The following is a 12,109-nucleotide window of genomic DNA, read 5'->3' as shown; positions in this document are numbered from 1 at the left end:
CGCAGCCGGTTCGGGGGATTGAATGGCGTTGGCGTCCACGGCAGCCTCTGCCTTGCAGGATGCGGGATTTGTCGGGACCTGGGACACGGATGTCCTGGCCGGCCGATCCGTGCTCGACGCGGGTGCAGCCACCGTGTTGTCCGGGGATTCGAGCTTTGCCGGCAAGCCGTTGCCCCTGGACGTCGCCCTCGGGCGCATCCATCCCGAGGATCGCGGCTGGGTCTTCGAGCGGATCCGCGCGGTGCGCCGGACGGGCGGCCTGGTCTCGTTGGAGTTCCGCGTGCTGAGCGAGACCGGCCACGTCCGCTGGATCCTCAATCGCGGCCGCCTGGTTCCCGACGCCGTGGGGGCGCTGCGGGGACGCGGCGCCTATATCGACGTCACCGATCTCTATGCCGGCGCGTCACCGGCCGCGAATGGCGACGGCGCGGCCCAGGCCAAGCACCTGGAAGCCGCGGCCGACCATTGCATCCGGGCCCATTCCGCGCTCGAGCGCCACGGCGACGAGAACCTCCGGCTGATCTCGAACATGTTGCTGCTCGGGATCGGCCGGGCGCTCGCGCAGCGGGAGCCGTAAGGCGGGTTCAGGTCCGCCAGGGATGGGCCGGGAGTTCGGTCTCGCCGATCGCCTTGGCCCCGGCCTCCGCCACCGCGTGATCGTTCTCGACCGTGGAGCCGCTGACCCCGATCGCGCCCGACATGATCCCGTCGGCGTCGACGATCGGGATGCCGCCCGGGAAGGTGATCAACCCGTCGTTGGAATGCTCGATGCCGTAGAGCGGGCCGCCGGGCTGGGACAGCTGGCCGATCTGGCCGGTCATCATGCCGAAGAACACCGAGGTCTTGGCCTTCTTGTGGGCGATGTCGATCGAGCCGACCCAGGCATCGTCCATGCGGTGGAACGCCTTCAGGTTGCCGCCGGAATCGACCACCGCGATGCACATCTGGGTGCCCAGCTCCACGGCCTTCGCCCGTGCCGCGGCGATCGCCCGCTCGGCCTGCTCAATCGTGACGTGCATGGTGCCTCCCTGGTTGGCCCCGGGAATGCACAAGCTCGCGGAGTGGTTCCAGCGGAGCCGGGCATGACCCGTTCCGGTTGAGAAGGCCCGAGCGAATGCCCCCGGTCAACTCCGGGATCGAGTCCGGGCGTGGACGGACGACAGGCCGGGTGCCCGCCTTGCACGGGGTTCATGGGCACCCGGCCATGCGGCCGTACCGGAGACGAAAGGGCAAGAGACCCCGGTACAACGGCGGGACCCGACCGATCCGGCGCGCCAGCCCGTGGCGCGCGGAGTCCCGGTCGGGGTATGGCCCGCCGCAGATGGGCCGCGGCGGGCCCGCTGTCACTGATACGTTCGTACCGGTCCGGCCCCGGCAGCCCTCACAAGCGCGTGACCGTGAGGGCTGCCGACGAGAACCGCCTCACGCAGCGCGCTCCCGGGCGGACCGGATGCGGTCGAGGAGATCACCGGCCAGCCCGGCGCGGGCCTCGGCGTCGGCACAGGGCCGGCGCCAGACCACGCGGCCCTGGCGCAGGACGATCCCGTCCTCGGCGGCCATCGGCGGCAGGGGCCGGTCGGACCGGAGATCGGCCGCGACACCCTGCGGACCGCCGCTGAGCCGGGCGACGCCCAGCCCGCAGCAGGCGGCGCGCAGCCGCGCCAGGGTAAACAGGGCCAGGACCGGCGCCGGGGCTGCGCCGAACCGATCCTCGACCTCCCCGGCCAGGGCCTCGATCGCCTCGCCGTCGCGCAGGCGCAGCAGCCGCGTGTACAGGCTCAGGCGGATCTCCGGCTCCGGCACGTAATCCGCCGGGATCCGGCTCGGCAGGCCGATCTCGATCTCCGGGCTCCAATCCTCGGCCGGCTCGCCCTTGGCGGCGGTGAGCGCCAGCTGCAGCAGGTGCTGGTAGAGGCCGAGCCCGACCAGCTTGGCATGGCCAGCCTGGTCCTCGCCGACGAGGTCGCCGGCGCCGCGCAGGTCGAGGTCGCGGGCGCTGACCGCGAAGCCGGCGCCGAGCCGGTCCAGGGCTTCCAGGGCGCGCAGGCGCTGGAGCGCCGCGGGCGGGGGCGGCGCGGCCGGGTCGCTCAGCAGGTGCACGACCCCGCGCCGCTGGCCCCGTCCGACCCGGCCGCGCAGCTGGTGGAGCTGGGCCAGACCGAACCGGGCCGCCTCCCAGACCAGCATGGTGTTGGCCCGGGGCACGTCGAGGCCGCTCTCGACGATGGCGGTGGCGAGCAGAACGTCGCCATCCCCGTCGGCGAAGCGGACCATGACCTCGTCCATGGCCGACGGCTTCAGGTCGCCATGGGCCACCAGCACGTCGAGGCCCGGCACGAGGCCGCGCAGGCGCTCGGCCATGGGGGCGATGTCCTCGATGCGCGGGCAGACGACGAAGCTCTGGCCGCCGCGGCGATGCTCGCGGATCAGGGCCTCGCGGATCGCATCGGCCTCGAAGGGGGCCACCACGGTCCGGACCGGCTGGCGCATCGCCGGGGGCGTGGCGATCACGCTGAGGCTCTGGAGGCCGACGAGCGCCGCCTGGAGGGTGCGCGGGATCGGCGTGGCGGTGAGCGTCAGCACGTGCCCGCCTTCGGCCAGGCGGCGGAGATCCGTCTTCATCTTGGCGCCGAAGCGCTGCTCCTCGTCGATCACGGTCAGGCCGAGATCGGAAAAGCGCACCCCGCGGGCGGCCAGCGCCTGGGTGCCGACCACGAGCCGGATCGTGCCGTCGGCCAGCCCGGCCTTCACCCGCTTGGCCTCGGCCGGCGAGACCAGGCGCGAGAGCTGCGCGACCTCGATGCCGAACCGGCCGAAGCGGCGGCGCAGGGTCTCGACATGCTGGCGGGCCAGGACCGTGGTCGGGGCGATCAGCGCGGCCTGTTTGCCGGCAAAAACCGTCGCCGCCAGAGCCCGCAGCGCGACCTCGGTCTTGCCGAACCCGACATCGCCGCAGACCAGCCGGTCCATGGGCCGGCCCGAGGCGAGATCGATCATCAGCGCGTCGATCGCGGCGGCCTGGTCCGGGGTCGGGGCGAAGCCGAAACCGGCGGCGAAGCGCTCCATGTCGCGGGACGGGGGCGCCAGGACCGGGGCCTCGGTCTCCCGGCGGGCGCGGGCGGCGTCCAGCATCACCCGGGCGGTCCGGGCCATGGTGGCCTCGGCCTGGAGGCGGCGGCGCGCCCAGGTGCCGCCGTCGAGCTTGTCCAGAGTGACCGCGTCGGGCTCCGGGCCGTAGCGCCAGATCCGGTCGGCCTGGGTCACCGGCACCATCAGGATCGCGTCGCCGGCAAAGCGAAGACGCAACGCCTCGGAGGGCTCGTCGTCCGCGCCGACGCCCTGCGGGCTCGCCACGGGCTCCAGCCCCTCAAACACGCACAGGCCGTGGTCGCGGTCGACCGCCACGTCGCCGGGGCGCAGGTCGACTTCGCCCATCGGCAGGATCGCCCTGGCGGTGCCGGCCACCGCGGCGTCCGGCCCGAACAGGTCGGCGGCAGCGAACAGCGTCGCGCCCCGCGCCGGGACGCGGAAGCCGGCCCCGATCGGCGCCTCCAGGGCGAGGATGTCCCCCGGCGCCGCGTCGACGAGGTCGGACCAGCCGTCGATCAGCCGGACCGGGCGCTCGGCGATCTTGCCGGCCTGGCGCACGAGGCGCCGGAGCGGCTGGCGCGAGCCGGCCAGCACGACCACGTCGCCGGTCTTCAGCCGCTCGCGCATCGCCTTGGCGAAGGCGGCGTCCGGCCGACGCTCCCGGGCGAAGACCGGGATCCCGACCGGCTCGGCCGCCGCGTCCGTGGCCATGGCCCGGGTGCGCGCCGCCACGAGGTCCCGCCAAGCCTTGGGCGCGAGGTAGAGGCCCACACCGTCATCCGGCCGGCCGCCGCGGGGCACCCGCCGGGCTCCGGCCTCGTCCATCTGCTCGTAGAAGGCATCGACCCGGGCCTGGGTGCCGTCCTCGACCACGAGCCGGGCCTCGGGCACGTAATCGAGCAGGGTCACGAGGCGCGGATAGTAGCGGTCCAGCCGGTGCTCCTGCCCGGTGAACGGCTCGAAGCTCTGGCCGGAATCCGGCGCCAGGACGATCTCGGTGGCCGGATCGATCACCAGATCCGCGACCTCGGCGACGGAGCGCTGCGAGATCGGGTCGTAGGAGCGGATCGCGGTGACCCGGCCGTCGGCGTGCTCGATCCGGCAGGGGCGCGGGGCCGCGGCGGGAAACACCTCGACGGTGCGGCCCCGGACGGCGATCTCGCCCGGCTCGTCGACCCGCTCGTCGAGGATGTAGCCGAGGCGTTGAAGGTCGGCCGTCACGGCGGCCACGTCGAGGGGATCGCCGACCCGCAGGGTCACCCGGGCCGAGGCCCAGGTCTCGGGCGGGGGCACCCGCTGGATCAGCGCCGGGGCCGTGGTCAGCACGAAGCCCGGCAGGGCGCCCCGGTCGGTCAGCCAGCGCATCGTGGCGGCCCGGGCGCCCATCATCGCCCGCGACGGCGAGGCATGGTCGAGCGGCAGGCAATCCCATTCCGGGTAGACGGCGACGCGCGCCTCGGGGTCCAGGGCTTGGAGCGTCGCGGCCAGTTCCTCCAGCCGCCTGGCATCCCGGGCGACGTGGACGAGAGGTGCCGCATCTTCCGCCAAGCCCAGCAGTGCCACCGCCAGCGCGCCGGTCGGCATCAGCGGCGCGTCCTCGGTCTCCTGGTGGGCGACCGTCTTCGTCCTGCGCTTGGCCATGCCTGATCCGAACCTGTCCCGGATCCTGCAAACGCCGGCCGGCGGTCAGGGCTCCCGGCCGCGCCGGTCCGATTCACAGACGCGATGCCGCATTCGAAAAGGCTTGCGTCCGGGAATCCCGGGCCTTCCGGGATCAGGCCTCGTCCAGCCAGAGATCGCCGCTCGCCCGCGGAGACCGCAGCACGTGGCGGGCGCCCTCGGTGAGCGCCCGGTCGGGTCCGGGCTGGCGCAGGTAGGTGGCGAGGTCGCGGGTCAGGCGCTCCAGGGGGTGGTCGCGCAGGAAGCCCTGCAGGCCGACCGAGCGCTGCGCCAATTCCAGCAGATCGAGCCCGGCGCGCTCGACCGCGAGGCGCGCGAGGTTGACGTAGGCGATGATCCCGTCCGGATCGCCGTCATCCGTCACGATCGCGGCGGCCCGGGCCACCCAGAGGCGCGCGGTCTCGGCGGCGATCACGCCCTCGCCGAAGCGGGCGAGCTGATGCGGGTCCTCGCCGCGGCCGGTGGCGACGAGATGGCCGCGCCAGGCGTCGAGCAAAGCCTCCAGGCCGCCGAGCTGCACCGCGAGGAAGCGCCAGGCGCCCCCCGAGAAATGCGGCTGGGCCTGGTAATCGTCGGGGGCGCCCACGAGGGTGAAGCTTTCGGCGCCGAGCCCGGTGAAATCCACGGTGCCGGTGGCCGAGGCCCGCATCCCCTGCGCCCGCCAGGCCGAGAGGTCGGCCCGCGCGCCGGGCTCCAAGGCGACGACGATCATCTGCGAGCCGCCGGTGGCGGGCTGCGCAGTCACGAGGGCGCGGGTCACGAACCCGGCCCCCGACGCGAAGGTTTTTACGCCCTTGAGGACCGGGGTGGCTCCGGTGCTGTCGATCTTGAGGCCGTTGCCGGGCGGCTCGGTGTTCCAGACCCCGAACAGGTGGCCTTGCGTGGCATCAGAGAGCAGGTTGTTGCGCGCCTCGCCCGCGGCATAGCGGGCGACGAGCTGGACCGCGTTGACATGGCCCTCGTAGACGCGCCCCAGGGCGAGGCTGCCGGACCCGACATGGGTGAGCACGGCCCGCAGGATCGCCCCGTCCGGCTCCTCGCCGAGGCCCGCGCCGCCGGCGCGCCGGGGGACCGGCGCGGCCAGCAGGCCCAGCCGGGCCAGCGCCGCTACGTCGTCGGCCGGAAAACCCCCGTCGTGATCGTGGCTTCCGGCCCGACGCGCCGCGCCGGCCGCGACCTCACGGGCCGCCGCCACCGGATCGCCCTGGGTGCCCCAGGCGATATCGTCGAGTCTGAGGTCCACGCCTGCTCCGCTCACAATAGGGCTCGAACGAGCAACCCGCCGCGACTCGCTTCGATACGCCGTGCGACGATACTGCACATCGTGGCGGATTGGGCTGCGGCGACGAGGGCCCTGCGGCGCGTCGATCTGCACCGGGCGACCCGGCCCCGAATCGACATCCAGGCGTTGTAGAGAGATCCGGCTTAACAAGCCGTCAGACCGCCGCTGATGATTCACTTGGGGGGGTCGGTGCCGTGGGCTATGACGCAGCCGTGTCGCGGAACGAGACCATGTCCTGCCCAGCGGGCTTCGAACGCCATCATCCCCAGCGCCTCGCGGCTCTGCGCAGCTACGCCATCCTCGACACCGCGCCGGAGCACGCCTTCGACGAGATCGCCCGGATGGCGGCCGTATCCTGCGGCACCGCGATGGCGCGGATCACCTTCGCCGATGCCGACCGGCAGTGGAGCAAGGCCGCCTTCGGCCACGCGGCGCCGGACCGGCCCCTTGAGACCGGCCCCTGCATCGAGACCCTGGGCCGGGCGGGCGCGCTGGTGCTGCCGGATTGCGGGGCGGTCGCCGGCGAGCCGGATCTGCGCTTCTACGCCGGCGTGCGGCTCGCGACCTCCGAGGGCTGGGCGATCGGCACGCTCAGCGTCCTCGACCGGGAACCGCACAGCCTGACCGAGCCGCAGGTCTTTATCCTGGAGGGGCTCGCCCGGACCCTCATGAACCTGCTGGAGAGCCGGCGCACCGGGGCGCTGCTCAAGGCGCGGGCGGACCATCTGGAGGCGCAGGTCGCCGCCCAGACCCGCGACCGCGACCGGGTCTGGACCCTGTCGCCGGTGCTGAAGCTCGTCTCGGCCAAGGACGGGCAGGTCCAGTCGGTGAACCCGTCCTGGAGCCGGGCGCTCGGCTGGTCCGAAGCGGAGACCCTGGGCCGGAAGGCCCTGGACTTCATCGCCGCCCCGGACCGCGAAGCGGCGCGCGCGGCGCTCAAGCCCCTCTGCGAGGACCGGCGGGTCGAGGATGTCGAGGTCGCCTGCACGACCCGCGACGGCGGCTGGCGGCGGGTGCTCTGGACCGTGGTCCCGGAGGATGGCTTGTTCTACGGCTTCGGGCGCGACATCACCGAGCAGCGCCAGGCCGAGGAGGCCTTGCGGCAATCGCAGAAGCTGGAGGCGATCGGCCAGCTCACCGGCGGCGTCGCCCACGACTTCAACAACCTGCTGACCATCATCCGCTCGTCGGTCGAGTTCCTGCGCCGGCCGGAACTCGCCGAGGAGCGCAGGCGCCGCTACCTCGACGCGGTCTCCGACACGGTGGACCGGGCCGCCAAGCTCACCGGCCAGCTCCTCGCCTTCGCCCGGCGCCAGGCGCTCAAGCCCCAGGTCTTCGACATCTGCGCCCGGTTGCGCAGCATCTCCGACATGCTCGATTCGGTCACGGGCGCCCGCATCCACGTGGAGACCGACCTGCCCGGCACGCCCTGCTTCGTGCGGGCCGACGAGAGCCAGTTCGAGACGGCGCTGATCAACATGGCGGTGAACGCCCGCGACGCGATGGACGGGGAAGGCAGCCTGACCCTGCGCCTCGAGAGCGGCCGCCCGATGCCGCCGATCCGCGGCCATGCCGGCGGCCCGGGGCCGTTCGTGGCCGTGATGGTGGTCGATACCGGGAGCGGCATCCCGGCCCCGGATCTCGGCCGGATCTTCGAGCCGTTCTTCACCACCAAGGAGATCGGCAAGGGCACCGGGCTCGGGCTCAGCCAGGTCATCGGCTTCGCCAAGCAATCGGGCGGCGATATCGACGTGGCGAGCCTGCCGGGGCGCGGCACGCGCTTCACCCTGTACCTCCCTCAGGTCGACGCCCCCGCGGACGTGGCCGATTCCGGCCGCGACGAAAGGCGCGAGCCGGAGCCGCAGCGGAGCCTGTGCATCCTGGTCGTCGAGGACAATCTCGAGGTCGGGCGCTTCTGCACTCAGATCCTGGAGGATCTCGGCCACGCGCCGATCTGGACGAAATCCGCCGAGGAGGCGCTCGCCGAGCTGGAGCGGACGCCCGCCCGCTTCGACGCGGTCTTCTCGGACGTGGTCATGCCCGGCATGGGCGGCGTCGCCCTCGCCCGGCAGTTGCAGATCACCCGCCCGGACCTGCCGGTGGTCCTGACCTCGGGCTACAGTCACATCCTGGCCACCGACGACGCGCACGGATTTATGCTGGTGCGCAAGCCGTATTCGGCCGAGCAGCTCGCTCAGGTGCTCTACGAGGCGACACAGCTTCGGGGCGGGCGGGGAACAAGGCCCCCGCTCTCCGGTTGATGCGATGCAGCATGGCGATGGCGTCGCCGCGCTGCTGCCCCTTGTGGGCGTTTCCTCCCAAGACTTCGGGCCGCTCTTTCGGGGGCGGTCCTTTTTTTTTCGCGCCGCGTGCGGCCGACAGGGAACAACGTCCCCTGCGGCCGAAAGTTCTCAAGACCTTCTCAACCTTCGGTGGCGCGGGGGCCGGATCCCGTCTCGATATCCAGGGCCAGCAGCGCGAAGGTGGCGAGCCAATGCTCGCCCATGTAGTCGCCGGTCACGTGCGGGAGACCAGCCTCCAGGTGGGCCTCGGCGGCGGCCTGGAGCGGCTTGCGGCGGGGATCGTCCGGGTCCAGGGCGGCGGCGAGCGCCCGGAAGCACCAGGCGCGGCTGAGGTTCAGCCCGTCGAGATGGGCGATCTTGCCGTCGCTGCGGTCGGTCACGGTGGCGGGCCGGAACAGGGTCGCGGGCCGCCCCGCCGCGAGGTCCGGCAGGAACCGGGCGAACCAGGGCCGGAATCTTTCCGCCGGCAGGAGCCGACGCAGGCACTCGGCCTCGATCAGCGCGGAGGACAGGAAGTCGTCGCCCCCCGGCTCGCCCCAGGCCGGGCAATCCGTGTCCGCCCCGTACCAGCGCTCGGCGGTGCGCAGCAGCAGGTCGGACAGGGCCGCGTCGTCCGCCCCCTCGGCATAGTCGGCCGCCAGCCGCAGCGCGAAGGCGGTGTTGAAATGCGTCCCCACCCGCACCGGATAGGGCGCGACCGGCAAAAAGTCCCGGACCCGCTGCGCGATCATGCCGGTGAGCGGCGCCAGGGCCTCGGCCCAGCGGCGTTCGGGCAGGCGGGACAATTCGTCGGCAAGCTTCAGGAGCCAGGCCCAGCCATAGGGCCGCTCGTAGCCCCGGGCGGTCGGGGCGGCGAAATAGGCGCATTCCCCGGCGACTTTTTCCGGGATCAGCTGCGCGTCGAACTGCCTGCGGATCGCCCCGGCCTGGGGGCCGTCGGGGAACAGCCGCAGCACCCGCGCCAGCAGCCAGTATCCGTGGACGCAGGAATGCCAATCGTAGCTGCCGTGGAAGACCGGGTGCAAAGCCGCGGGGGTGCGCGCATCCTCGGGACCGGCCAGGACGTGGCCCGGCTTGTTCGGGTATTCGCGGGTGACGTGGCCGAGGGCGACCGCCGCGAAGCGGGCGCCGATCTCCGGGGTGAGCGCGTTCGGCATCGCGAGACGTCCCATGCGGCACCGGACGCTTTGCCGGCGCGGTCCAAGACGGTTATCGCAAGCGTGGCGAGCCGGGCAGTCCGCCGGCCCGATCTCATCGGGACTTTCCATGCGCCGTGCGCCGATCGCCGTCCTTCTCGTCGCCCTCGCGATGCCGGCCGCGGCCGCGCCGGACCCGACCCGGGACGTGCTCTGGGCCGCGCTGAAGACCTGCGTGCTCGCCAAGCGGATCGCCGACCGGACGTTTCCGTGCCTCTCGGTCAATCTCGGCGACAAGGACCGCCCCGGCTCGGCGGTGCTGCGCGCGCCCGGCGAGCCGACCCACATCGTGGTGATGCCCACCGACACCGTGGCCGGGCTCGAAGCCCCGGTCCTGCGCGGACCGCGCGGGGTCGCCTATTGGCGGGCGGCGCTGGCGGCGCGCCCGTTCGTGTCGGATGCCCTGAAGGGCAAGCTGCCGCTCGAGGCGGTGGGGCTGGCGGTCAACTCGGCCCGGGGGCGGAGCCAGGACCAGCTCCATATCCATCTCGATTGCCTGAAGCCGAGCGTGCTGGCCGCCGTGAAGGCGCATGGCCGCCAGATCCGCGGGACCTGGACGCGCTTCCCGGTGCCGCTCGCCGGGGATCGCTACCACGCGATGCGGGTGCCGGAAGCCGAGGCCGAGCGTTTCAACCCGTTCGCGGCCCTGCGCACCCTGCCGGGTCCCCGGCCGGACCTGCACCGGACGAGTTTTGCCGCGCTCGCCACGCCGCCGGGTGATCCCGAGCCGGGTTTTCTGCTGCTGGCCTACCGGGCGCCGAGCGCCAGCGCCGAGGACGTGATGGACCATAGCTGCGCCGTCGCGTCGGGCCGCGGCGGCGCCTGAGGCGGGGTGCCGCCGGTCAGCGATCGAGCCCGGCCGTGAGGGAGAAGCGTGTCAGCGCGCCCGGCGTGTCCAGCCGGAGCTTCGGCAGGCCGATGCGATCGAACTGCGCCGCCGAGAGCTTACGGTTCGCCGGGGTGGCGACGACGATATGACGGATCATGTCCCATTTCACACTGTCCCGGCCGCCTTCGAGCGCGCCGGGCCGGTCCCGTTCGAACCAGCATCGGCGCAGGTATCGGACAAGGCTGGTCATGGTCGGGACATCGAGCAGGATGACGCCCGTCGCCCGCTCCAGCCGCTGCGGCAGGTACCGGGTGTAGTTGCCGTCCATCACCCAGCGCGGTTCGAGGATCGCCGCATCGTGCAGCGCGCGAAATTCCTCCTCGGGGCGCGGCTCCCAATCGGTGTTCGGCCGATGGTAGAGCTGGTCGAGATGGATCGGTGGCAGGCCCCGGGCCCGTCCGATAGCCACCGCCAGGGTAGATTTGCCGCTGTTCGACGGGCCGATGATGCAGATGCGCGGCCCAAGCTCATCAAGAATCATGGCCTCGCCCCGACGCCCGCGGACAGGATCACCGTATAGATCCGGATCGGCAAGGATGCGCCGTACATCGAGCGGGACGATGAACCTGGCACAGGACTCCCTCATCGCGACGAGATTGCTGCGCCAGGCCGAGGCCGTGATCGTTTTTATGCTTGGTTCATCGCAGATCTTGCCATGCGGCGGTGATACCGCCGCCGAAGATCTGCTCATCCCGCCCCCTTCGGCGGCGGCAGCGCGTCGGTGAGCTGGCGCAGAAAACCTCGCACCGCCCGGGGCAGACGCCGATCGCGCATGGCCTGGATCTGGATGCCCCGGGTAAGGCTCGCCTGGGCGCGGATCGGCAGGCTGACCAGCGCGTTCAGGTCCACCGGCGTCCGTACCGACAAAGCCGACATCAGCGCGAGACCGCGGGAATTCCGGACAAACGGCAGCAGGGCGGCCAAGTTGTTGGCGGTTAGCACCGGCTCGACCACGATGCCCTCGTGCAGGCAGGCGGCGTCGAAGACCTGCCGCAGGGTCGTGTCCCGGGTCGGCAGGGCGACGGGATAGTTCGGCAGATCGGAGAGCTGCACGAGCTTCGCCCGCGCCAGGGGATGGTCGGGGGCGGCCAGCGCCCGCATGTCGACCTCCCCGTCATACAGCACCTCGACCTGGGTGGTCGGCGCAAGCGCGAAGGTGATGCCGAGATCGGCCTCGCCCGCCGCCACCATCTGGGTCACCTGGGCGGGGGGCAGCACCGTCACCTCGAAGCGCAGGCCGGGATGGGCGGCGTGGAAGGACGCCACGGCGTTCGGCACGATGTCGAGGGCGAACCCCTCGGAACTCGCCACCCGGATCAGGCCTCGGGCGAGGCCTTCCAGCTCGCGGATCTCGGTGACCACCTGCTCCGAGCGGATCAGCATCTGGTGCGCGTGCTGGGCCAGGAGCTCGCCGGCCGGGCTCGGCACCATGCCGCGCGGGCGCCGCTCGAACAGGACGCAATCGAGCTCGGCCTCCAGGTTGGCGATCTGTCGGCTGATCGCCGAGGCGGCGACGTTGAGCTGGGCCGAGGCCGCCGCGATCGAGCCGGTGCGGGCCACGGCCAGGAAGTAGCGCAGCCCCGTGGTCTGCATTATCCTGCCTCACGACGAGTTATCTCGCATCTCCGTTGCCGAAACGGCAATGCATCGCTCGCTAAATTCTACTTGT

Annotated in this window: 9 protein-coding genes; 3 read left to right on the top strand and 6 right to left on the bottom strand. The window is 72.3% G+C overall.

Features of this window, described 5'->3' with window-relative positions; genetic code table 11:
- The first annotated feature begins 22 nt into the window (after positions 1-22).
- Positions 23-577: a PAS domain-containing protein gene (locus MKK67_RS22300; RefSeq protein WP_243969533.1), complete on the top strand. Its 555-nt coding sequence runs from the start codon at positions 23-25 to the stop codon at positions 575-577.
- A 7-nt stretch (positions 578-584) separates the two neighbouring features.
- Here MKK67_RS22300 and MKK67_RS22295 read toward each other — a convergent pair whose 3' ends face one another.
- From MKK67_RS22295 to MKK67_RS22285, 3 genes are all read right to left on the bottom strand, one after another.
- Positions 585-1,019 carry a GlcG/HbpS family heme-binding protein gene (locus MKK67_RS22295; protein ID WP_243969531.1) on the bottom strand — a complete coding sequence of 145 codons (435 nt, stop codon included), beginning with the start codon at positions 1,017-1,019 and terminating at the stop codon, positions 585-587.
- A gap of 403 nt (positions 1,020-1,422) precedes the next feature.
- Positions 1,423-4,731 (bottom strand): DEAD/DEAH box helicase, encoded by a 3,309-nt coding sequence (locus tag MKK67_RS22290; RefSeq protein WP_243969528.1) that lies wholly within the window; start codon positions 4,729-4,731, stop codon positions 1,423-1,425.
- 133 nt (positions 4,732-4,864) lie between these two features.
- Entirely contained in the window at positions 4,865-6,013 is a 1,149-nt protein-coding gene (locus MKK67_RS22285; protein WP_243969527.1) for an acyl-CoA dehydrogenase family protein, read from the bottom strand.
- A 269-nt stretch (positions 6,014-6,282) separates the two neighbouring features.
- On the opposite strand from MKK67_RS22285, the gene MKK67_RS22280 reads away from it, so the two are divergent.
- On the top strand, positions 6,283-8,313 hold the full coding sequence (locus MKK67_RS22280; RefSeq protein ID WP_243969525.1) for an ATP-binding protein: 2,031 nt from the start codon (positions 6,283-6,285) through the stop codon (positions 8,311-8,313).
- Between the two features lie 161 nt (positions 8,314-8,474).
- On the opposite strand, the gene MKK67_RS22275 is transcribed toward MKK67_RS22280, so the two are convergent.
- Positions 8,475-9,512, bottom strand: coding sequence for a DUF2891 domain-containing protein (locus MKK67_RS22275; protein ID WP_243969523.1), 1,038 nt, complete (start codon positions 9,510-9,512; stop codon positions 8,475-8,477).
- Between the two features lie 109 nt (positions 9,513-9,621).
- Between MKK67_RS22275 and MKK67_RS22270 the strand changes: the two genes are divergently transcribed.
- On the top strand, positions 9,622-10,377 hold the full coding sequence (locus MKK67_RS22270) for a CDP-diacylglycerol diphosphatase (RefSeq protein ID WP_243969521.1): 756 nt from the start codon (positions 9,622-9,624) through the stop codon (positions 10,375-10,377).
- 16 nt (positions 10,378-10,393) lie between these two features.
- Here MKK67_RS22270 and MKK67_RS22265 read toward each other — a convergent pair whose 3' ends face one another.
- A complete protein-coding gene (locus MKK67_RS22265; RefSeq protein WP_243969730.1) occupies positions 10,394-10,921 on the bottom strand; it encodes an AAA family ATPase in 528 nt (175 codons plus the stop codon).
- Between the two features lie 206 nt (positions 10,922-11,127).
- Positions 11,128-12,033 carry a LysR family transcriptional regulator gene (locus MKK67_RS22260; protein WP_243969519.1) on the bottom strand — a complete coding sequence of 302 codons (906 nt, stop codon included), beginning with the start codon at positions 12,031-12,033 and terminating at the stop codon, positions 11,128-11,130.
- Positions 12,034-12,109 lie beyond the last annotated feature (76 nt).

Source organism: Methylobacterium sp. J-072 (genome assembly GCF_022829425.1).
Taxonomy (GTDB): Bacteria; Pseudomonadota; Alphaproteobacteria; order Rhizobiales; family Beijerinckiaceae; genus Methylobacterium.
This window is presented reverse-complemented; position numbering and strand designations above follow the sequence as displayed.